Origin of the sequence: Kurthia sp. YJT4 (genome assembly GCF_030219945.1) — a bacterium.
In the GTDB taxonomy this organism is placed as follows: domain Bacteria; phylum Bacillota; class Bacilli; order Bacillales_A; family Planococcaceae; genus Kurthia; species Kurthia gibsonii.
The window spans coordinates 622,455-645,743 of record NZ_CP126689.1; the positions used below are offsets into that span (position 1 = coordinate 622,455).

Annotated in this window: 22 protein-coding genes and 1 pseudogene; 14 read left to right on the top strand and 9 right to left on the bottom strand. The window is 36.6% G+C overall.

Going from position 1 to position 23,289, the window contains the following annotated elements; all coding sequences use genetic code 11:
- Window positions 1-74: 74 nt before the first annotated feature.
- The 5 genes and pseudogenes from QN089_RS02945 (at window position 75) to QN089_RS02965 (ending at window position 4,260) form a co-directional block, all read left to right on the top strand.
- Window positions 75-263, top strand: coding sequence for a hypothetical protein (locus tag QN089_RS02945; RefSeq protein ID WP_087682387.1), 189 nt, complete (start codon window positions 75-77; stop codon window positions 261-263).
- A 90-nt stretch (window positions 264-353) separates the two neighbouring features.
- The gene (locus tag QN089_RS02950; protein WP_068455285.1) at window positions 354-551 is read left to right on the top strand and encodes an aspartyl-phosphate phosphatase Spo0E family protein; all 198 of its coding nucleotides are present in this window, start codon (window positions 354-356) and stop codon (window positions 549-551) included.
- Between the two features lie 170 nt (window positions 552-721).
- Window positions 722-1,582, top strand: a pseudogene (locus QN089_RS02955) (NAD(P)-dependent oxidoreductase); the annotation flags it as partial.
- A 382-nt stretch (window positions 1,583-1,964) separates the two neighbouring features.
- Window positions 1,965-3,287, top strand: a complete 1,323-nt coding sequence (locus QN089_RS02960) for an MFS transporter (protein ID WP_087682388.1) — start codon at window positions 1,965-1,967, stop codon at window positions 3,285-3,287.
- A gap of 73 nt (window positions 3,288-3,360) precedes the next feature.
- Entirely contained in the window at window positions 3,361-4,260 is a 900-nt protein-coding gene (locus QN089_RS02965; protein WP_068455276.1) for a chemotaxis protein, read from the top strand.
- A gap of 73 nt (window positions 4,261-4,333) precedes the next feature.
- On the opposite strand, the gene QN089_RS02970 is transcribed toward QN089_RS02965, so the two are convergent.
- Window positions 4,334-4,780: a YkyB family protein gene (locus QN089_RS02970; protein WP_068455273.1), complete on the bottom strand. Its 447-nt coding sequence runs from the start codon at window positions 4,778-4,780 to the stop codon at window positions 4,334-4,336.
- Between the two features lie 150 nt (window positions 4,781-4,930).
- Here QN089_RS02970 and QN089_RS02975 point away from each other — a divergent pair, with 150 nt between their 5' ends.
- The 8 genes from QN089_RS02975 (at window position 4,931) to QN089_RS03010 (ending at window position 13,566) form a co-directional block, all read left to right on the top strand.
- Window positions 4,931-6,466, top strand: a complete 1,536-nt coding sequence (locus QN089_RS02975; RefSeq protein WP_285215932.1) for a Ppx/GppA phosphatase family protein — start codon at window positions 4,931-4,933, stop codon at window positions 6,464-6,466.
- 12 nt (window positions 6,467-6,478) lie between these two features.
- Window positions 6,479-8,584: an RNA degradosome polyphosphate kinase gene (locus QN089_RS02980; protein ID WP_068455267.1), complete on the top strand. Its 2,106-nt coding sequence runs from the start codon at window positions 6,479-6,481 to the stop codon at window positions 8,582-8,584.
- A gap of 129 nt (window positions 8,585-8,713) precedes the next feature.
- On the top strand, window positions 8,714-9,484 hold the full coding sequence (gene fadH / locus QN089_RS02985) for a 2,4-dienoyl-CoA reductase (RefSeq protein WP_068455264.1): 771 nt from the start codon (window positions 8,714-8,716) through the stop codon (window positions 9,482-9,484).
- A 132-nt stretch (window positions 9,485-9,616) separates the two neighbouring features.
- On the top strand, window positions 9,617-10,060 hold the full coding sequence (cbpB, locus tag QN089_RS02990; protein WP_068455261.1) for a cyclic-di-AMP-binding protein CbpB: 444 nt from the start codon (window positions 9,617-9,619) through the stop codon (window positions 10,058-10,060).
- A gap of 106 nt (window positions 10,061-10,166) precedes the next feature.
- A complete protein-coding gene (locus QN089_RS02995) occupies window positions 10,167-11,063 on the top strand; it encodes a transcriptional regulator CcpC (protein ID WP_068455258.1) in 897 nt (298 codons plus the stop codon).
- A gap of 60 nt (window positions 11,064-11,123) precedes the next feature.
- Window positions 11,124-11,837 carry a 2,3,4,5-tetrahydropyridine-2,6-dicarboxylate N-acetyltransferase gene (gene dapD / locus QN089_RS03000; RefSeq protein ID WP_285215933.1) on the top strand — a complete coding sequence of 238 codons (714 nt, stop codon included), beginning with the start codon at window positions 11,124-11,126 and terminating at the stop codon, window positions 11,835-11,837.
- Between the two features lie 12 nt (window positions 11,838-11,849).
- The gene (locus tag QN089_RS03005) at window positions 11,850-12,977 is read left to right on the top strand and encodes an N-acetyldiaminopimelate deacetylase (protein ID WP_285215934.1); all 1,128 of its coding nucleotides are present in this window, start codon (window positions 11,850-11,852) and stop codon (window positions 12,975-12,977) included.
- A 70-nt stretch (window positions 12,978-13,047) separates the two neighbouring features.
- The gene (locus QN089_RS03010; protein WP_121175774.1) at window positions 13,048-13,566 is read left to right on the top strand and encodes a restriction endonuclease; all 519 of its coding nucleotides are present in this window, start codon (window positions 13,048-13,050) and stop codon (window positions 13,564-13,566) included.
- Between the two features lie 64 nt (window positions 13,567-13,630).
- Here QN089_RS03010 and QN089_RS03015 read toward each other — a convergent pair whose 3' ends face one another.
- From QN089_RS03015 to QN089_RS03050, 8 genes are all read right to left on the bottom strand, one after another.
- Window positions 13,631-14,851 (bottom strand): MFS transporter, encoded by a 1,221-nt coding sequence (locus QN089_RS03015; protein WP_068455247.1) that lies wholly within the window; start codon window positions 14,849-14,851, stop codon window positions 13,631-13,633.
- Window positions 14,852-15,037: 186 nt separating this feature from the next.
- Complete coding sequence (locus QN089_RS03020; protein ID WP_068455244.1) at window positions 15,038-16,117, bottom strand: ABC transporter substrate-binding protein; 1,080 nt, start codon at window positions 16,115-16,117, stop codon at window positions 15,038-15,040.
- Window positions 16,117-16,908: an ABC transporter permease gene (locus QN089_RS03025; RefSeq protein ID WP_068455242.1), complete on the bottom strand. Its 792-nt coding sequence runs from the start codon at window positions 16,906-16,908 to the stop codon at window positions 16,117-16,119. The genes QN089_RS03020 and QN089_RS03025 overlap by 1 nt, the downstream gene beginning before the upstream one ends.
- On the bottom strand, window positions 16,892-17,713 hold the full coding sequence (locus QN089_RS03030; RefSeq protein WP_068455239.1) for an ABC transporter permease: 822 nt from the start codon (window positions 17,711-17,713) through the stop codon (window positions 16,892-16,894). The genes QN089_RS03025 and QN089_RS03030 overlap by 17 nt, the downstream gene beginning before the upstream one ends.
- Complete coding sequence (locus QN089_RS03035; RefSeq protein WP_068455237.1) at window positions 17,703-18,809, bottom strand: ABC transporter ATP-binding protein; 1,107 nt, start codon at window positions 18,807-18,809, stop codon at window positions 17,703-17,705. Before QN089_RS03035 ends, QN089_RS03030 begins: the two co-directional genes overlap by 11 nt.
- Before the next feature lie 20 nt (window positions 18,810-18,829).
- Window positions 18,830-19,372: a helix-turn-helix domain-containing protein gene (locus QN089_RS03040; RefSeq protein ID WP_068455234.1), complete on the bottom strand. Its 543-nt coding sequence runs from the start codon at window positions 19,370-19,372 to the stop codon at window positions 18,830-18,832.
- A 353-nt stretch (window positions 19,373-19,725) separates the two neighbouring features.
- On the bottom strand, window positions 19,726-20,922 hold the full coding sequence (locus tag QN089_RS03045; protein ID WP_285215039.1) for an IS256 family transposase: 1,197 nt from the start codon (window positions 20,920-20,922) through the stop codon (window positions 19,726-19,728).
- 172 nt (window positions 20,923-21,094) lie between these two features.
- On the bottom strand, window positions 21,095-21,760 hold the full coding sequence (locus QN089_RS03050; protein WP_285215935.1) for a LytTR family DNA-binding domain-containing protein: 666 nt from the start codon (window positions 21,758-21,760) through the stop codon (window positions 21,095-21,097).
- Window positions 21,761-21,990: 230 nt separating this feature from the next.
- Here QN089_RS03050 and aceA point away from each other — a divergent pair, with 230 nt between their 5' ends.
- Window positions 21,991-23,271, top strand: coding sequence for an isocitrate lyase (gene aceA, locus QN089_RS03055; RefSeq protein ID WP_087682393.1), 1,281 nt, complete (start codon window positions 21,991-21,993; stop codon window positions 23,269-23,271).
- Window positions 23,272-23,289 lie beyond the last annotated feature (18 nt).

Sequence of the window (23,289 nt, forward strand, 5' to 3'; positions counted from 1 at the left end):
TTTGCATGAAAAGGCTCGAAATGTAAAATAATTTACTAAGAAATAAAAAAAATTTAAAAAAGGAAGTTTTTACAATGGAAAATATACCAGAAATGATAAATAAATTAGTTAATGGTGAAATAAAGAAAATAGAAGTCAGTAAAAATGATTTTTATGAATTTAGAGAATTAATCGTAGAAAGAGAAGATTTTAAGCGTTTTCGAGGGATAGCGCAACAAGGTGGAAAAGTCGTCTATGAATATTTAGAAAAAGAAAGAAGTTAAAATGTCGAATGGTGTCGAAAATTTCATTTCCGAAAAGTTGGGAATACTAGTATAATAATGAACGTGGTTACGAGAGGTGGAGTGAAGATAATGTCGGAAGTAGTATTAAAAAAGTTAGAACAAACACGCGAAAAAATGATTCAATGTGGACTGGAAAAAGGTTTTTTGAATGCAGAAACAATTCGTTTAAGTCGAAAACTAGATGATCTACTTAATCTTTATCAGCTCCAACAAGTAGGCACAGAGTACGAAATGAAAATTAAATCAATTGATTATGATATCCATTAATGAAGAAATTTTAAAAATGTGGGTTTAAAATATTCAAAAGGGTGGAACTATATTTAAGAACACAGCAACAATCTCATTTCCCCCTTTCTTTAGCAGATAACTCTATCTGCTATTTTTTTTTGCTTAGATTCGGTATACTAAAGAAATCAAAGGTGAAAGGATGTTCAAATATGACAAAGAAAAATGTAGCTTTTATTGGTACGGGTGTAATGGGCGCAAGTATCGTACATCACTTATTACAAGCAGGTTATGCAGTCCACATCTTTACAAGAACAGCTTCAAAAGCACAAACTTTAATCGAAGAAGGTGCTGTTTGGCATAAAACAGCTGCAGATGCTACAAAAAATGCAGAAGTTGTATTCACGATGGTTGGCGATCCGATTGATGTAGAAGAAGTTTACTTCGGTGATGCAGGAATTTTTAAAACAGCAAAAGAAGGGACACTCGTGATTGACTTAACTACTTCTCAACCAACACTTGCTAAAAAGATTGCAACATTTGCAGCAGAACGTCATATTGACGCACTTGATGCGCCCGTATCTGGTGGAGACGTCGGTGCGAAGAACGGTACATTATCTATTATGGTTGGTGGAAAAAAAGAAGCATTTGAACGTGCGCTCTCAATTTTCGAAGTATTCGGTCAAAATGTCGTCTATCAAGGTTTAGCAGGAGCAGGACAACATACGAAGATGTGTAATCAAATTGCCATTGCGACAAATATGATTGGTGTAGCAGAATCGCTTGTATATGGTAAACGTGCAGGATTAGATTTAGATACAGTGCTTCAATCTATTTCAGCAGGAGCAGCAGGTTCATGGTCTCTAAGTAACTTGGCACCGCGCATGATTAAAGGTGATCTAGAGCCAGGTTTTTATATTAAGCACTTTTTAAAAGATATGCGTATTGCTTTAGAAGAAGCCGAGCAAATGGATTTACAACTACCAGGTTTACAACTAGCGAAGAAAATGTATGATGAATTGGCAGAGCAAGGACTTCAAGAAAAAGGAACACAGGCTATTATCAAATACTACAATCGTAGAAAAACTTCGGAGAAGAAAATGAAAAAAAGTAACTCAACACCATCTCTTATGGGATTTGCAGTGTTATTTATTGTAATCCCTCTCCTATATGTAGGAAGTTTCATCATCTACACGCAATTTAATGAGCAATGGGTTCATGTAGAAACAGCGATGCTCTCCATGTTTTGTTACTATATAGCCTGTTCTGTATGGTGGTTCGTCTATTCATGGCGAAAGAGAAAAAAACTGATGAATAATTAAAGAATACTATATAGGAAGAAAATCAAAAAAATGAACTCCATTTGTTAGGTGTTCATTTTTTTGTAAATAAAATGTGAATATATTGTAAATAATAGACATAAATAAACAAAAATATGAAATAATATGAAATAATATGAAAGAGGAGGCGGAGAGTATCGAAGCAAAACAACGTAAAAGAAGCTCTTCATGGGCGATTTATGCTTCATTACCCATTATTTCATGGGCTCTGTATGACTTTGCAAATACCATTTTTTCATCGAATATTAACACCGTATTTTTCCCTTTTTATATGGATGAAGTGTTAGGAACGAATGAAGAAAAACAGCAACTAGCAAGTACTTTTATCTCATATGCAAACGCAGTAGCGAGTTTATTACTCGTTATTTTTTCACCACTGTTTGGCGTATGGATTGACCAAACGGGCTATAAGAAAAAAGTCATTGTCTGGTTCGCCTCTACATCCATCTTCTTTACATTTATGATGGGGATTTTTGGTGAAATGAACTTACAATCGACGATTGGTGGCGTTCCGCTAAGCCTATTTATTGTCGTCATCTGTTTTGTCATTGCAAAATTCTTTTATAATTCGAGTCTTGTTTTTTATGATGCAATGATGCCCGACTTAGGAAAATCGGAAGATATGCCGCTTATCTCTGGTTTTGGTGTTGCAGTCGGTTATCTTGGCACCATCTTCGGTCTACTCGTGTACTTACTTGTGAATGATGGCAACTATGCACGTGCCTTTATTCCAACAGCTATTTTATACTTATTATTTTCATTACCGCTATTCTTTATTAATCGTGATCAACCGATACCAAAGGAAAATAGAAAAAAAGTTCGTTTTTTAACAGGATATAAAGAAATCATTCAAACATTTAAAGAAATGCGCCAACATCGTACAATCTTTAAATTTATGATTGCATACTTTTTCATTAATGATGCACTTGCTACAACGATTGCAATGATGGCAGTATATGCTGCAGCAGTTTTAGCATTCACATCAGGGCAGTTTATTCTACTTTATTTAGTTTCCACAGTCGCAGCAATTATCGGTTCATTTGCCTTTGGATATATTACAAAAAAATCAGGTGCTAATCGAGCAGTGACGTATGTTGCTCTCTTAATGGTTATTGCATTAATCATCGCAGCCGCCGCAACAGAACAATGGATGTTTTGGATTGCAGGTAGTCTTTTTGGTATCTCTCTCGGTGCGATTTGGGTGACGTCACGAACGTATATTATTGAACTATCACCAAAAGAAAAACAAGGTCAATTTTTCGGCTTATTTGCATTCTCAGGAAAAGTTTCTTCTATTATTGGACCAGCCATCTATGGTTCCATTACCTTTATGCTACGTTCTCAAGGTGCTGTTGCCAGTAGGATTGCTTTATTATCATTAGTGGTTATGACGCTTATTGGTCTAATTATCCATATGAAAAAACTTAAAACTGTCTAATTCAAGTCTATTTGACTATCGTTCGATATGGTACAATGGTTTTAATATTAACGCATATGGAGGACGACAAAGCATGAACTCAAAAGGAATTTTATTAGAAAGTGGTACAAATGAACTGGAAATTGTTGAGTTTGAGGTCGGTTCAAATAAATTTGGAATCAATGTAATTAAAGTAAAAGAGATTATTCAGCCAATACCTGTCACATTCATTCCACATGCACATGAATATGTAGAAGGAATTATTCAATTGCGTGGGGAAGTGCTACCAGTTGTTGATATGAAGCGTGTACTGGGTCTAACGCACTCTGAGCGCAGCAATCAGCATAAATATATCGTCGCTGAATTTAATAAACAGCGTGTAGTATTCCATGTCGACAATGTTTCAATGATTCACCGTATTTCATGGGAACATATCGAGAAGCCATCAGATATGTATCAAAATGGTACCTCACAAGTCATTGGTGTGATCAAACGTGATGATGCAATGCTATTACTACTCGACTTTGAACGAATCATTTTAGAAATTAATCCTGAAACAGGTATTAATGTGAATTCGGTTAAAAAGTTAGGTGAGCGCAATCGCTCAGAAAAACGCATTCTAATTGCTGAAGATTCACCATTACTTCGTAAACTATTAAATGATACGATGCATGAAGCTGGATACGTAAATTTAGAATTCTTTGAAAATGGTAAAGATGCCTATGCATTTTTAGAAGCAACATCTGAAGCAGGAAATATTGAAGATACAATTCAGCTCGTTGTAACAGATATTGAAATGCCTCAAATGGATGGTCATCATTTAACGAAGAAAATCAAAGAAAATGCTAAATTAGCGCATGTACCTGTTATTATTTTCTCAAGTTTAATTACAGACGACTTGAAGCATAAAGGGGAACGAGTAGGTGCGAATGCACAAATTAGTAAACCTGAAATTGCAGAACTAATTCAATTTGTTGATCAATTTGTACTCTAATTAAAGAAAAGCGGACAATTCTTACGAAACATACATCTTAGTAGATGAATAAACGTAGGAACAGTCTGCTTTTTTAATGACCATAAAAGTAACTTGTACGATGCACATGTAAATTATTTTTCTTTTTAGCTGGTATGGTCGGCTTTGGATTTTCTATTTTCATATCCGTAAAAAGAATCAATATACTTTTTGCCTGCTTTAAACTCATACGGCAAGGTGGATTTCGGTATGTACGATCTAAATGTCCTAAATGAGGAAGTTCTTTAAAGTCATCTTTTTCGGGTAAAGTATGGAAGTAGTAATCCCCACATGCAATTAATACAGAAGATTGTTGTTGGCTATTGCGTGGACGTTCCACAAAGTGAAGTCCAATCTTCTTTGCTTGTTTTTGTTCGATTAGTTTTTGAATTGCTTGTTTTTTTAGCATATATAAAAAACGATTATCGGGTGCTGTTTTAGCATGTTTATTAATGGTGAAAATGGCCTGAGCAATTTGCATTGTATTATATTTTTCAACCATATATTGTCACCTTTCTTTCAAATAAAATGAATTCATCATGATATTGGTGGAATATTCTGACCATTCAAATTTATAATAAATATAAGTTATCATACCAACTATTAATCTATAAGTATAGAGGAAACGAAAAAATAAAAGGATGTGCTTCATATGACAAAACGAAAAAGAGCTGTAATTGATATTGGATCGAACACCATTCGCCTTGTTATTTATCAATATTCCAAAATAAGTGGTTTAAAAGAATTAATGAACATCAAATCTGTAGCGCGATTACGAAATGATATTACAGAAGAAGGTTATTTGAATGAACAAGGAATTCAAAAGTTACTGAATTTACTACATTCTTTTAAAGAAATGCTTATAGATTACGGAATTGAACATTATCGCGCGGTTGCTACTGCTTCTTTGCGTCAGTCTAAAAATAATCAAGAAATTATAAAAAAGATGTACGAGGAAACAGGGATACAAATCGAGTTACTATCTGAACGAGATGAAGCGTATTATGGCTATTTTGCAGTTGCCAATACGATTTCTACACCTTCAGCAGTCACGATTGATATAGGTGGGGGTAGTACAGAAATTACGTACTATGAACAAAAAGAATTAAAACATGCGATTAGTTTACCATTCGGTTCGGTTTCGTTAAAAAGACAGTTTATGCAAAGCGATACAATGACGAAAAGAGAACATGATGAAGTGTATCATTTTGCAAAACAACAATTCAAAGAAGTGACATGGTTGAACGATTTAAAAGTACCTGTTGTCGGCATTAGTGGAAGTGCGAGAAGTATGGCGAAAATGGATCAAAGTCGTAAGAACTATCCCCTAACAGGTGTTCACCAATATCGTATGTCGTTAGCTGATTTTAATGAGATTAATGATGAGATTTCATCGTTAACATATAACGAGTTAAAAAAGATGGATGAATTATCGGCAGATCGAGCTGATATTATTGGACCAGTAGCAGAAGTATTCCGTGCGCTTATGCATGTTGTCGATAGTCAAAAATTCCAACTAAGTCGAAAAGGTTTACGAGAAGGAATTGTTATTTCAGACATTTTAAAAGAATATCCTTTAGCATTTGACCGTACAGATGTCTTTCGTTCGAATGCTCGATACTTAGCATCAGAGTTTGGAAAGTCAGAAAATCAAATTTTACATCATGCGCGTATTGCTGAACTTATGTATCGAGAATTATGTCGTCATGAATTGTGGGATTATTCTGAAGAAGAAATTTATATCTTAAATCAAGGTGCGAAAGTTTATATGATTGGTGAATATTTAGAACAAGATGCAGCAAGTCAGCATACCTTCTATTTATTATCAAACCGCTCAATTAATGGACTTAATCATAAAGAACGAGTTCGTTTAGCATTGCTTGCGTCGTATAAAAATAAAGACTCTTTTTATACGTATTTAAAACCGTTTGAAGACTGGTTTACAAAAGAAGAAGTGCAAATGCTCATTCGTTTAGGCGCTTTATTAAAGCTAATTTATGCACTCGATGCCTCTAAAAGAAGCATTGTTACAGATATTGTTATTGAAATTAATGAAGAAACACCTGAGGTATTAGATTTAGAAATTCAAACTAGAGGTTATCCATTAGCAGAAAAATATCAAGGAAATAAGCAAAAAAAGCATTTTGAACGTATCGTCAAAAAAGATGTTGTTTTACATTTTGTGTAGGAGGGATTTTAGATGACAGAAGAACAGTATAAAAAAATTGCTTCACCAGAATATTATAACAATCGTGAATTGAGCTGGCTTGCGTTTAACGAGCGGGTACTACAAGAGGCGGAAGACGAACGTAATCCGTTACTTGAACGTTTACGTTTTATCGCTATTTTTAGTTCAAATCTCGATGAATTTTATATGGTGCGTGTAGCGGGATTACAAGATCAAGTACGCGCAGGTTTTAATAAGCCAGAAAACAAAGCTGGATTGACACCGAAAGAACAGTTAGCAGCAATTGAACAAAAAACAAAAGAGTTAGTCGATCGTCAAATGGAAGTCTATCATCAACTAACAAAAGAACTATTACCAAAAGAGAAAGTTTTTATTCATGAGATGAAAGATTTAGACGAAGAACAGTTGAGCTATGTAAAAGAATACTTTGAAGAAATTATTTTCCCAGTATTAACACCCATTGCAGTAGATGCATATCGACCATTCCCAACTTTACTAAGCAAAACACATAATTTACTTGTTATGTTAGAAGATCAACATGGCGGAAAAGAACAGCAGAAAAAAGTAGCAATTGTTCAGGTGCCTGCAGTGCTGGATCGTTTTATCTGTTTACCAAAACGCAATGGTAAAATGGAGGTTATCTTAATTGAAGAAGTGATTATGCACAATATTGATATTTTATTTAAAGGGTTTAAAGTACAATCTGTGCAATCATTCCGGTTAACACGTAATGCTGATTTGACGATTCACGAAGAAGGTGCACGCGACCTATTGACGGAAATCGAAAAAGAATTAAAAAAGCGTAAGTGGGGAAGTGTTTCTCGTGTTGAAGTGCGCAAAGGAGAAATGCAAGAGAATGTATTACAATTCTTAATACGCGAATTGGATGACTGGGATGCACAAGTTTTTAATATTAAGGGACCTTTAGATTTAACGTATCTATTTTCGTTTTGTAAAGTAGTGGGTGATTTACGAGAAGATTTACAATATGAAAGTTTTATCCCACAACCACCACAGGATGTAAGTTCAGACGATAATATTTTTGAAAAAGCATTAAAGCAAGATTTATTTTTCCATCATCCATACGAATCGTTTTCACCAATCGTTGATTTCGTAACAGAGGCAGCAAAAGACCCAAATGTGTTAGCTATTAAACAAACATTGTATCGTGTAAGTGGCAATTCACCTGTCATCCAAGCATTAAAGTTAGCCGCTGAGAATGGTAAGCAAGTGACTGTATTAGTTGAGTTAAAAGCGCGCTTTGATGAAGAAAATAACGTACTTTGGGCGAAACAATTAGAACAAGCAGGATGTTTAGTTATTTATGGTATGCATAATTTAAAAACACATTCGAAAATAACACTCGTTGTTCGAAAACGTCAAGGACGAATTGAACGTTTTATTCATTTAGGTACAGGTAATTACAATGATGCAACAGCTAAAATCTACACGGATATGGGAATTATTACGACGAAGAAAAAACTTGGTATTGATGCGACAAACTTCTTTAACTATTTAAGTGGTTATACAGAAAAACCACATTATCATCATTTGGTCGTATCACCATTCGATATTCGAGAAGAATTCATTCGTTTGATTGATTTAGAAATTGAATATCATAAAAAACATGGAAATGGACGCATCTACGCAAAGATGAATTCATTAACCGATAAAGATTTAATTATGAAAATGTATGAAGCGTCAATTGCAGGTGTTCAAGTACATCTCATCATTCGTGGTATTTGCTGCTTACAACCAGGAATTAAAGGTGTAAGTGAAAATATTACAGTGATTAGTATTGTAGGACGTTTCTTAGAACATTCTCGTATTTATTGGTTCCATCATAATGGTGAAAATAAAATCTATTTATCTTCAGCAGATATGATGACACGTAATATGATTAAGCGTGTTGAAATTCTGTTCCCAATATTTGATACAGGGATTAAAAAGCGGATTATGCACGTGGTAAAACTCCAATTGCAAGATAATAGTAAGGCACGTGTATTAGAAGCTGATGGACAATATCGTTACAAAAAGATAGATGAAAAAACGGAGATTATTGACAGTCAGTTAATTCAAGAGCGAGATGCTAATAAAGTATTAAGTGATGAAGAATAGAAAAAAAGCGTATGAAAGAAGGAGATTCCTCTTATCATACGCTTTTTCTTTGTGTGAAAAGTATATGATATGTTAAAATAAGTAAAAATGAATGGTTATTCACTTTTAAATCAGAAGGGGGAAAATAATATGTTAGCAGGTCAGGTAATTATTGTTACAGGCGGGTCAAATGGGATGGGGAAATACATGGCGAAGAATTTTGCCGAGCAAGGTGCACATGTAGTGATTACAGGACGTGATCAAGAAAGATTATATGCTGCACAGCGCGAACTACAGCAAACAGCAATGGGAGAAATTGCGGTATTTCAAATGGACGTTCGTGTAGTAGAGCATGTAGATGCAATGGTGAAATATGTTCATGATAAATTTGGTACCATCACACGACTTGTAAATAATGCAGCTGGAAATTTTATTGTACGTGCAGAAGACCTATCTCCAAATGGTTGGAAATCTGTCATTGATATTGTTTTAAATGGAACTTTTTATTGTTCTCAAGCTGTAGGGAAGTATTGGATTGAACATCAAATTAAAGGAGCCATTTTAAATATGGTGGCAACTTACGCTTGGCAAGCAGGAGCTGGTGTTGTCCATTCAGCAGCTGCAAAAGCAGGGGTACTGTCTTTAACACGCACATTAGCAGTTGAATGGGGAAGTGCTTATGGTATTCGTGTGAATGCTATTGCACCTGGTCCGATCGACCGAACAGGAGGAGCAGAGAAATTATGGGAATCGGAAGAAGCAGCTAAACGTACATTACAGTCTGTACCACTTCATCGCTTAGGGCAACCAGAAGAAATTGCAGATTTAGCGGCATTTATTTTATCGGACAAAGCCGCGTATATGAATGGTGAATGTGTGACACTAGATGGTGGACAGTGGTTAAACTCACATCCATTTTAAAAGGTTGATACCGCTTACATCCTTGTCATGTTGAGTATTTTCGAGTTATGCATAGTATTCTCAATTCATTTTATGTTATGATAAAAAGAGGTGAAGTACTCTATTTTTTAAATAGAAAAGGAGTAGAATTCTATGATTTCCACGAACAGCAAAGAATTGCTCGAAATGCCAATTCATGATTTTATTATACCAGCTGAGAAAGTAGCGCACGTTCAAATTGGTAATAATGCAGAGCATGCTTTATTAGTATTAACAAAAACAGGATATTCTTCGATTCCTGTGCTCGACTCAAGCTATCGTTTTCATGGTCTAATTAGTATTCGTATGATCATGGATTCAGTCTTAGGCTTAGAACGAATTGAATATGAAAATTTAGAAGTGTCGAATGTCACAGAGATTATGGATCGAGACATTGCTACATTGAATATTAATGATAATTTTAAGCGAGCTTTAGATTTAGTAATTAATCATGCCTTCTTGTGTGTAATTGATGATGAAGGTACATTTGTTGGGATTATGACACGTCGTGTAATTTTAAAACAGTTAAAAAAATATGTATATCAACCAAAATCATAATCATTTTGGCTGAATTAAAAGGAACTGTCTTAAGAGAACGGATGAGACAGGTCCTTTTATTATTTTGAACTACATACATTTTGAATACGTATATGGAGGTGTTCGCATGACAACATCTGAAGCACAAATTTTAAAGATTTTAGCTGAAGAAGGAAATATGAGAAAAGCAGCAGAACGCCTATTTTTATCGCAACCAGCACTTTCACAACGCTTACAATCAATTGAAAAAGATTGGGGAACGCAGCTTTTTTTACGTTCACAAAAAGGTTTAACACCTACCCCGTCTGGTGAACTTGTTATTCAATATGCGAATGAGATGGCTACTAGACGAGAAGAAGTGTATGAACAACTACAGTCGTTAACACAAAAAGTACATGGAACATTGAAAATTGCATGTGCTTCAATTGTTGGGCACACATGGTTGCCACAAGTATTAAAAGAGTTCGTACAAAAATATCCAGATGCGAAAATTTCGCTCATGACAGGCTGGTCATCTGAAATTGTCAAAGCGCTATATGATGGTGAAGCACATATTGGGATTGTACGTGGGCATTCTGATTGGAAAGGCCGAAAAACACATTTATTTAGAGATACAATGTACTTAGTAGATAAAGAAATTAAATCACTGGATGAGGTATTTGAGACTGAACGACCTTTTATTCAATTCAAAAGTGATTCGAATTATTATCAAGAAATTCAACAATGGTGGCAACGACAATTTTCTTCAAGTCCAAAGCATCAAATCACAGTTGACCAAATCGAAACGTGTAAGCAGATGGCACTGAATGGTATTGGCTATGCGATTTTACCGTCTATTACATTGACAGGCGAAGAAGATGTCAATCGAATCAACCTCGTCAGTGATGATGAAAAATTTGCACTAACACGTGATACATGGTTGATTGGATATGATTCGAGTTTTGAGCTCCGTCAAGTAGCAGCTTTTGTTGAAATTGTGCAACAACATGCAGAATGTTTGTATGATTATTCAAAAAATAAGTGAAATTTTTTGAATAATCGGTTACAATTAGTGCATCTTTTTTTCAATAGGAGGAAATGCACAATGAAAAAGTTAAACGCACAAGAAATTATCGCTTACTTAGCAAATGCCAAAAAAACAACACCAGTTAAAGTTTATGTAAAAGGTACAAATGTGTCTTCATTAGACTTTGGTACAGATAGTAAAGTATTTGGTGAAGGTAATTCCATAGTTGTATTTGGTGACTGGTCACAAATTGAACAAGCAATCAACGCACATGAGGCACAGATTGAAGATTACGTAATCGAGCAAGACCGACGTAACTCAGCTGTGCCTTTATTAGATACAAAAGCGATTAATGCACGTATCGAACCAGGCGCACTTATTCGAGATCAAGTTACAATTGGTGATAACGCAGTAATCATGATGGGTAGTGTTATTAATATTGGTGCGGAAATTGGCGCACGTACGATGATTGATATGAATGTTGTATTGGGTGGTCGTGCAACAGTGGGAGAAGATTGCCATATTGGAGCAGGTGCCGTTTTAGCAGGTGTGATTGAACCCCCAAGTGCTGACCCTGTAGTAGTTGAAAATAATGTAATGATTGGTGCAAATGCAGTTCTTCTAGAAGGAGTACGAGTAGGAGAAGGTGCAGTAATTGCAGCAGGTGCTGTCGTAACAAAAGATGTTGAACCTTATACAGTAGTTGCAGGTATTCCAGCACGTGAAATTAAAAAAATTGATGAAAAAACAAAATCAAAAACAGAAATTATGCAAGATTTAAGAAAAATATAAGAGGTGAATGGTGTGAAGTCTTTTATGGAAGTTCGAAGGGATTTACATAGAATTCCGGAGATTGGTTTTCAAGAGTTTAAGACGCAACAATATTTACTCGATACAATTACATCGTTTATAAAGCCCTATATGCGTATCATAAAATGGCGAACGGGTTTTATTTTAGTTATTGAAGGTATTAATCCTCGTTTGCAATTAGGATGGAGAACAGATTTAGATGGTTTGCCCGTTCAAGAACAAACGGATTTGTCATATGCTTCTGAACATGAGGGATTTATGCATGCCTGTGGACATGATTTCCATATGACGATTGCGCTAGGGCTTGCGAAACGATTTGCGGATGTTCAACCAGAGCATACGATTTTATTGTACTTCCAACCTGCTGAAGAAGGCCCTGGAGGCGCAGAGCCTATGTTAGAGTGGGTGAAGGCAAAACATCCAGAACTACTTCCGGATTATATGTTTGCATGTCACATCGCACCAGAGTATCCTGTTGGAACTGTTGCAACACGACCTGGTATGTTATTTGCAAATACATCTGAACTTTTTATTGATTTAAAAGGACTAGGTGGACACGCAGCATTTCCGCACCATACAAAAGATATGACTGTTGCAGCTGCATCGCTTATTATGCAACTACAGACGATTGTCAGTCGTAATATCAATCCATTAGAAGGTTCTGTTATTACAGTTGGTAAAATGACTTCTGGCACCGTACAAAACGTTATTTCAGATGCTGCACGTTTGGAAGGAACAATCCGTACAGTAACAGCTGAGAGTATGGCGCAAATAAAAAAACGTATTCAAACATTGTGTGAGGCGACTGCTCTTGCATTTGAATGTGATGTGACGGTTGACTATGGTTCAATGTATTATCAAGTGTACAATGATGCACACTGTGCGACATCGCTTCTTCAATATGCAGATTCTGTAGAAGGTATGACAGCGTACGAATGCCCACCAGCGATGACTGGGGAGGACTTTGGTTTCTTTTTAAAAGAGATTCCGGGCGCGATGTTTTGGGCTGGGGCGAATACCCCTTATGGACTACACCATGCGAAAATATCACCCGATGAAAATCTCATCGAACAAAATATTTTATTTGTAGAAGGATTTCTTCGACAATTCCACTTGAAATAAATAAAACACTTGTTCTCTTTTGCTACTTTCTGTATGATAAAACAGATTACGTAAATAAAGGAGTACACAGATGAACCAATTAATTGAATATATCGTATGGGGTGCCATCGCGGTTGGGATTCTTTTATTCCTTTCGATATTGATTCGCTTTATTCAAGAAAGAAAAAGAAGAAAATCCTATGAACGATTAATGCAGACGACACAAATTCGTGATGTCGATGAAATGGACGGATATGTTTTTGAGGACTTTTTAGCACATGTATTTGAAGACTTAGGTTACGAAGCAGTTGCAACGCAGCGCTCTAATGATTTTGGGGCAGATGTCATGTTACAACATGATGAAGGGAAAATTGTGATTCAAGCAAAGCGTTATCAAGATAAAGTTGGTTTAAAAGCAGTACAAGAAATTTATGCAGCACAGGCTTTTTATGAAGCAAATGAAGCATGGGTGATTACGAATAATTATTACACACAGGCCGCAAAGCAATTAGCTACTGCTTGTCATGTGACACTCATGAATCGAGAAGATCTCATTGATTTATTAAAAGAACGTAAAAAAGTTATGAAGTCTTCAAGGCGTGCATCTTGATTTACACAACACAATATAAGTACGAAAAAAGAATCGCGTGATAAGTTACGCGATTCTTTTTTGTTTATGCTTTTGTATCCAAGTCGATATTCGGTTGTTGATGTACAGGTCTTTGAATGGGATTTCGCTTTTGCCATACATAGGTGATCACGAAGCAAATCATGAGAACGGCACCACCTACGATGAATGGAATCGACATATTAATATCGAATAATGTACCTGCAATTGCGGGTCCAATCATATTCCCAAGAGACATATAGGAGTTGTTCATACCAGAAGCAAAACCTTGTTCTTTCCCAGCAGCATAGGAAATGAGTGTATTGACTGCTGGACGAATAAGAATAGCCGCTGTTTGGAAAATTGTTGCAACAACTAGGATAAGGAAGAATCCACTAATGTAAATCATACAAACTGTAAAGATTGATGCGATAACGAGACTGAACAGAATAATGCGCATCTCACCAAAACGTTTGAACAGCTTGTCTAATAATAGTCCCTGAACAATCACACCGATGAAGCCACCAACAGTTAAGACAATGGCAATTTGATTCGGTGTGAAGTCAAATTTATACGTTAAAAATAGTGACATAGAAGATTGGAAGTTTGCGATACCAAATGTGAAGATGAAAACAACTAATAGTAGAACAAAATAAGGTGTAGTGAAAGAAGTTTTCATGTCTTTTAAAATATTACCACTACCTGTACTTTTCGCACCTTTTGCTACGACTGGTTTTGTTGCAGGAAGCAAGAACATCGTTAAAATACCTGCTAAAATAGCTGCAGCACCAGCGAAATAGAATGGGAAGTGTAAATTAATATTGGACAATAAACCACCTAGACCGGGTCCAATTGTAAAACCAAGCGAAATAGCTGCGCCAATTAGTCCCATCGCTTTCCCACGTTGTTTCCCAGTTGTAATGTCTGCTACATATGCCATGATGGGTGGTGTGATGAAGGCAGAACCCACACCTGTTAAAAAGCGGAAGATATAGAGTTCGTAAAGATGGCTCGCGACACCGAATAAAGTCATGAACGTACCATTAATCAGTAGCCCGATTACGATGAGTTTTTTTCGACCAAAACGGTCAGAGAGAGATCCAGCGAGTGGAGAGAAGATGAATTGTGCAAGTGCGATACTGGCGATTAAAAAACCAAGTACAGCGCCTTGTCCTCCAAAGCCTTGTAAATAATGTGGCATGATGGGAATAATTAATCCGATACCACTCATGGAAATAAACATGTTGAACATTAAGAGTGCGAGTGCTAATTTTACTTTCTTTTCCATAAAAGGCTCCTTTGTTGAGTATTTCGTATAGCTAAATAATAACGGCTATAGTATAGAATCGCAATGAAAAAAATCTACTTCTTTTGACTGAAACAACCTTACTTGTAGTATTCCTTTTTATAAGGAGAACAACCATGTTGAAACATCAAAAAAACTGTAGATGAAACGAATTCATCTACAGTCCATTTATTCATTAATTGCCATTTTAAATTTCAGGAATAATTCATTGTATTCCCCGATTTTTTCAAGGCCAAGGTTTTTATAAACATGTAAGTTTTCGCGTGTTTCTTTCGAAGGGTAGTAACGTTCGTCGTTTACTACTTCTTCATCAAGCAGAGAAAGAGCCGCTTTATTTGGTGTTGAGTAACCGACATAATCTGCATTTTGGGCTGCATTTTCAGGTTCTAACATGAAGTTAATGAATTTATGTGCGCCCTCTACGTTTTTAGACGTTTTTGGAATGACCATATTATCAAACCATAAGTTTGAACCTTCGCTTGGCACTGTGTATGTTAAATCTTCGTTCTCATACATCATATCTGCTGCTTGTCCAGACCATGTTAGCGCGACCATCGCATCTTCATTAATCATCAGCTGTGTTACTTCATCACCGATAATTGCTTTGACGTTCGGTCCCATCTTAATTAGCTTGTCTGTTGCAGCATTTAACTCTTTTGAATCTGTTGAGTTCAGTGACTTACCCATACTGTTCAATCCCATACCAAGCACTTCACGCGCACTATCTACTAAGACTACTTTACCTTTTAAAGAAGGATCCCATAAATCATCCCAACGTTCGAATTTATATTTGTCGCCTAATAATTTAGGGTTATAAACAATCCCAACTGTTCCCCAGAAATAAGGAATTGAATATTGGTTTTTTGGATCGAATGGTAAATCTAAAAAGTCTTTATCAATATTTTTTAAATTCGGAATGTCTTTATGATTAACAGGTAATAATAGATTTTTTTCTTTCATTTGTTCGATTGTGTATTCAGATGGAACGGCGATATCGTAGTTTGTTCCGCCTTGTTCAATCTTTGTCATCATCGCTTCATTTGAATCGAATGTTTCATAAACGACGTGAATACCTGTCTCTTTTTCAAACTTTTTAAGTAGGGCAGGGTCGATATATTCGCCCCAGTTATAAACTGTTAAAACTTTTTTGCCTGATACACCAGATGATTGGCTCAGCGAATGTACCGCATAGAATAAGATACCGCAAACAGCGAGTAGGGCAATACTAATGCGTATAAGTGATTTCATTAATTACGCACCCCCGTTTTTTTACGTGTCGTAATAAAGTGATAGCCAAGTACAAGAATAATTGTGACAAAGAATACTAAACCTGAAATCGCATTAACTGTTAGTGATACACCAGCACGTGCCATTGAATAAATCTCAACAGATAATGTACTGAAACCATTACCCGTAACGAAGAACGTAACAGCGAAATCATCTAATGAGTAAGTTAAAGCCATGAAGAAACCAGCAAAAATACCTGGTTTAATAAATGGAATGATGACACGCGTTAAAATATCACGTTGTGAAGCACCTAAATCACGTGCAGCATCAATTAATGAACTGCTCATCTCTTGTAGTTTTGGTAATACCATAATAACAACGATTGGAATACTAAAGGCAATATGACTTAATACTACCGACATAAAGCCGAGTTTCACACCCACAATTGTAAAGAGAATTAAGAATGAAGCACCGATAATAACGTCAGGGCTTACGATTAATACATTATTCATTGATAAGACTGTATTACGTAATTTACGATTACGCATGGATGAAATACCGATTGCACCAAGTGTTCCGATGAATGTCGAAATGAGTGCTGAGAGTAAAGCTACAATGATTGTATTCATTAAAATAATGAGTAGACGATCATCTTCAAAAACCGCTTTATAATGTTCCAATGTGAATGATTTGAAGTTTACCATCGAACCACCACTGTTGAAAGAGTAGAAGATTAGGAAAAAGATGGGTGCGTATAAAACGACCATGACAAGTGCTAAATAGACTTTAGAACCTTTACTTAGTCTTTCCATTTTGTGTCTCTCCCTTCTCTTTAGAACCTGTTAGGAACATGATGATAAACATAACGATGATTAGGAATACAGCAATGGTTGAACCCATTCCCCAGTTTTGCGCAACTAAGAATTGTTGTTCAATCGCTGTACCAAGTGTAATGACTTTGTTACCTGCGATTAAGCGAGTAATCATGAATAGTGATAGCGCTGGGATAAATACAGCTTGAACACCTGCTTTAATACCATTCATTGTTAATGGAATAATGACGCGACGGAATGTTGTAATGCGTGAAGCACCTAAGTCACGTGCAGCATCAATTAATGCAGGATTTAATTTATCCAGTGCATTAAAAATAGGTAAAATCATAAATGGAATAAAGATATAAACAGATACAAAGATGAAACTGAAATTCGTGAATAGAATTTGCTGTTCACCAATACCAATTGCAGCTAAGAAAGCATTAATCGGACCTTTGTTACCAAAAATACCAATGAATGCATATGTTTTTAATAATAAGTTCACCCATGAAGGGATAATAATTAAGATTAACCATAACTGTTTATGTTTTAATTTTGTAATTAAATAAGCAGCAGGGTATGAAACGAGTAATGAGAATAAAGTAATTAAGAACGCATACCAGAACGAACTTAATGTCATCTCAAAATAGACACTCGTAAAGAAGTTTTTATAGTTTTCAAGTGTAAAATGACCATCTAAATCGAGCATTGAGTAGTACAGTACGAGTAAGATTGGTGCGACAACGAATAGTACAACCCATGCATAGTAAGGGATAAGAGAGAAAACTCCGCCCTTATTTTTCATCGTGGTCATCTCCGTATGATTCTAAACGTTTATCGAAATCTTCTTCAGATTCATTTAAACGCATGATGTGAATTGATTCTGGATCGAAATCTAAACCGATTTTTGCACCAACATCGGCTTTTTTCAGTGAATGAACAAGCCATTCATTACCAGCTTCATCAAATGTAGAAAGTTCATAGTGTACGCCGCGGAATAATTGCGAATCGACTGTTACAACAAGTTTTCCTTGTTCGACAGTTGTTAATTCTAAATCTTCCGGACGAATAACCACATCTACTTTTTCATTTGGGTTTAAACCTTGGTCAACACATTCAAATTCTTGACCGTTCATATTAACAACAAAATCGCGTACCATGATGCCAGAAATAATATTTGATTCGCCGATAAAGTCAGCTACAAAGCGATTAATTGGTTCATCATAAATATCAACTGGTGTCCCGCTTTGTTGAATATTTCCTTCATTTAAAACAAAGATTTCATCACTCATCGCAAGTGCTTCCTCTTGGTCATGTGTTACAAAGATGAATGTCTTGCCTAAACGTTGTTGTAATTCGCGTAATTCGTATTGCATCTCAGTACGAAGCTTTAAATCAAGAGCAGATAGTGGTTCATCTAATAAGATAATTTCAGGATCATTAACAATCGCGCGTGCAATCGCAACACGTTGACGTTGACCCCCTGACATCTCTTGAATTTCGCGTTTACCGTACCCTGCAAGGTTGACGAATTTTAATGCTTCTTCAACGCGGCGTGTAATTTCAGCGTTATTTACCTTTTGAATACGTAAACCAAAAGCAACATTCTCAAAAACATTTAAATGTGGAAATAGTGCATAGTCTTGAAAGACCGTATTTACTTGGCGTTCATTAGCAGGCACTTTATTAATGTTCTTTCCATTAAATAAAATTTCACCTTGTGATGGTTCCATAAAACCAGCGATTAAACGTAAAATCGTCGTTTTACCACAACCTGATGGTCCAAGTAAAGTGTAGAATTTTCCTCTTTCAAGTTCAAAGTTGACGCCCTTTAACACCTGTGTACCGTCGCTGTACGACTTTGACACGTTGTTAAACGAGATAATAATATTTTCTGACATGATGTACTAGGCCTCCTAAGCTACAAATAAGATTCTGTTGCGACTAACAGTAGTTGAGTTCTCCCTGCAAATGCATTTAAGATTTGATGTGAGTCAATTGCTTCATAATAAACAGAATCACCTGCAGTAGCAATAAATTCCTCTGTTCCTAATACGATACGGACACGTCCCTCTAATACATAGATAAAGGTTTCAGACGGGGAAGGTTCAAATTGTTTGAACTCCCCTTTTTCCTCGAAGGTTAGGATGACAGGTTCAATTTCTTTTTCATTTGATGTGGGGATTAACCACTGAAGTTTGTATTTTTTTTCTTCGTCTGTATAGACGGTTTGGTCTTCAGTTGTATAAACAACTTTTTGATCATCGGTTTCATCGTCGAAAAATTCTTTTGGTGTAGAACCAAGAACTTCTAATAAATTGAATAAAGTTTCAATGGAAGGGGAGTTGAGATCACGCTCTAATTGTGAAATATAGCCTTTTGTTAAATCGGTACGTTCACCTAGTTCCTCTTGAGTGAGTTCCTTCCTTAAACGTAATCGTTTAATTTTTTTGCCGATTTGCATAAATATTCTCCTCGATCAAGTTTACTTTTGGTAAACTTACAGATTTGAAAGTATTGTTAAAGTAAACTTCAAGTTTACTCAAACGATATCCATTATTACAAAAATACGTTGATATTTCAAGTCATTTTTATAAAAAAGTATCTTCTTTCTATATAAATTAGAAAAGCTAGTCACAACGCTATTTCAAATACAATTAGGTACTGTCAATAATTTTGTGTAAATGACCATTCACCCATTCAAGGTAGCTCATCACCTGTGTATTCAATTGTACTTGTTCGAAGTGTTGATTTGAGTGTGTAGGAAAGGGCTAGCCCTTTCCTACACACTCAAATTTCGCGCTGGCGCGTTCCGGTTTAGTTTGCCGGTTCGTGCAGCTGCTCAAACATCTCTTCTAGCTCCGCACGGGCCTGATTGAAGCCAATGTGGCAGCGTGTGGCGAAACGTTGATTATAGTCCTCGAACTGCGTCACTAAAAAGCGTTCCAACGATTCTTCACTCGGGAACTGTTCCTTGCGCTTCGTGTATTTCTTGATTTGTTTATTAAACGACTCGATTAAATTCGTCGAGTAGATACTTCGCCAAATCGCCTTTGGAAAGCTGTAAAACGTCAGTAAATACGGGTTTTCTCGTACGCCTTGTGCGACCTTTATATACGATTTGCCCCATTTTTCGCAGAACGTCTCGAGCGCTTCTTTCGCTGCTTCGGCGTCCTTTGCTTGGTGAATCGTTTTAAAATCCTCGCATACTTCCTTGCGATCTTCTACGCGTACTTTATGCATGATATTGCGCGCCACATGGACAAGGCACACCTGATATTTTGCCTTTGGAAACACGTTGAACACAGCGTCTGCCATGCCTTTTAAGCCGTCTGATACGAATAACAGCACGTCTTTTACACCACGGTCCGTCAGCTCTTCTAATAGCTCCTGCCAGTTGTAAGCAGATTCCGTTGGGGCAATCGTATAACCAAGCACTTCTTTCGAGCCGTCTTCACGAATGCCGACCGCAATATAGACCGCCTCTTTTGACACCGTATCACGACGCACGGCAATATAGGTCGCGTCTAAATACACGACTACGTAACGATTGTGCAACGGACGGTTATTAAAGGCTTCTACCGTTTCTGAAACAGCCTTTGTCATATTCGAAATCGTTTGAGGCGTATAGTGATGCCCATACATTTTCTCGATTAATTGCGCAATTTCCGCCATCGTAATTCCTTTTTTGAACAGGTGAATCACGGTTTCTTCCAGCGTATCGTTCGAGCGCTTATACGGTGCCACTGTCTGTTGCTTGAACTCACCGTTGCGATCACGCGGGATTTGAAGCGTTAAATCGCCGTACTCCGTGTGAAGTGTACGCGAATAAGACCCATTGCGAGAATTGCCTGAGTTGAACCCGATACGATCGTATTTTTCATAATCCAAAAATTCCGTCAGCTCTGTCGCCAGTAGCGAGTTGATCGCCATTTCCAAGTGCGAACGAAAAACCTCGGTAATATCTTGTTTTTTGACTAGTGCATCGACAATTTCTGTTGTAAACTGATTCATAGGGAAGACCTCTTTTCTAGGATTGGTTGTGGTGACTTAATTCTACCAAGAAAGGGTCTTCCTTTTTACATGGAATTTTCTATTTACACAAAATATTTTATACTCTCTACAATTAGCGTTATGGCTAGCTCTTTTTATTCAAATTCATTTAAATAACTTCCTATTAATATATTTAAAATTCTAAAGCCTTTCTTAAATCCGTTACATAAGACTGTGAGACAGGTAATTGTTTTCCATCTTTCATAACAATTAATAAGTTCGAGGCAAAGTCACGTGTGATTTTTGAGATATTTCGAATATTGATAATGTACGATCGATGAATACGAATAAAATATTCAGGTAGGCGATTCGCTAAATCTTTCATAGTTAATGAAATTTGAAATAGTTCATTTTGCTGGTAACACCAATTTTTCTTATTTAAGCTTTCAAAGAATGAAACGTCTTCGATTGGAATTGGCTGCCATTCGTCTTCATTTCGACCTGTAATAAAGTAAAGTGGTTTTTCTTTCTTTCGACTTGGTAGAACGATGAGAAGCACGCCCTTTTTCTCGTGCACGGTAATAGGATAACCAATGCCATGATAGCTCCCACTTCCATAAGGATTATCAATCGTTTGTTCCACTTTGCGACCGCTTTCATAAACGAGCTGTGCAATACTCGTTGGTGCAATGGATTGTCCGATTGAAATTTGAATATCGACTTGTTGAGGTGCATAATAAACGTAGTTATTTTCTACAGCAATGGCAATTGTTGCCTCTTGCGGGGTCCAATCTTGTAATAAGGATGTGTACTGTACTATAACATCCTCTGCTAAATCCCTGTAAATTGACTCAATCATTCAAATCATCCTCCTAGTTTAACCTTGCTTTATCCAGCTATATCTTGTTCTATCCTAGAAAAACCATCTTTCGTCTGAAAATCAATACAAGTAAATCATGTTGTTATATAGTAGTCTATAACAACGGTAGCTGTTATGCAACAAATGAATTGGAAAAAACAGGGGTGTATTTTCTGATAGCGTCAAATGTTATCGTTTTACTACTACTTAAATAAAGGGAGATGGATGAAATGACACAACAAGAACAAATTAAAGCTTTAGAAGAAAAATGGGCACAAGATGGCCGCTGGTTAGGAATCGAACGTCCTTATTCAGCAGAAGAAGTTTTAAAGTTACGTGGATCAATTGAAATCGAACATACACTTGCTAAACGCGGTGCTGCTCGCCTTTGGAAATCTTTACACGAAGAAGATTTCATTAACGCACTAGGTGCATTAACAGGTAACCAAGCAATGCAACAAGTGAAAGCAGGTTTAAAAGCAATCTATTTAAGTGGTTGGCAAGTAGCGGCAGACGCAAATATCGCTGGACAAATGTACCCAGACCAATCTTTATACCCAGCAAACTCTGTACCGCAAGTAGTAAAACGCATTAATCAAGCACTACAACGTGCTGACCAAATCGACCATGCAGAAGGTCGTAACGACGGTTTCGACTGGTTCGCACCAATCGTAGCTGACGCTGAAGCAGGTTTCGGTGGTCCGTTAAACGTATTCGAATTAATCAAAGGTATGATTGAAGCGGGTGCTGCAGGCGTTCACTTAGAAGACCAATTAGCTTCTGAGAAAAAATGTGGTCACTTAGGTGGTAAAGTATTACTTCCAACTCAAAATGCAATCCGTAACTTAATCGCAGCTCGTTTAGCAGCAGACGTACAAGGTGTTGATACAATCATCATCGCTCGTACAGATGCAGACGCAGCAGATATGGTAACAAGCGATATCGACCCACGTGATGCAGACTTCATCACTGGCGAACGTACACCAGAAGGTTTCTTCCGTACAAAACCAGGTATCGATCAAGCAATCGCTCGTGGTTTAGCTTACGCACCGTATGCTGATCTTGTATGGTGTGAAACATCTAAACCAGACCTAGAGGAAGCGCGTAAATTCGCAGATGCAATTCACGCAAAATTCCCTGGTAAAATGCTTGCTTATAACTGTTCACCATCATTCAACTGGGAAGCGAACCTTGATGAAGAGACAATCGCTCAATACCAAGTTGAATTAGGTAAAATGGGTTACAAATTCCAATTCGTAACATTAGCTGGTTTCCATGCATTAAACCACAGCATGTTCAAATTAGCGCATGACTACCGCGATAACGGTATGGCTGCATACTCTAAATTACAACAAGCTGAGTTCGCTGATGAAACTTTAGGCTACACAGCTACAAAACACCAACGTGAAGTAGGTACAGGTTACTTCGATGAAGTATCACAAGTAATCTCTGGTGGTACATCTTCTACAACAGCTATGAAGGGCTCAACTGAAACAGCTCAATTCATTTAATAAACAACTCAAAAGAGC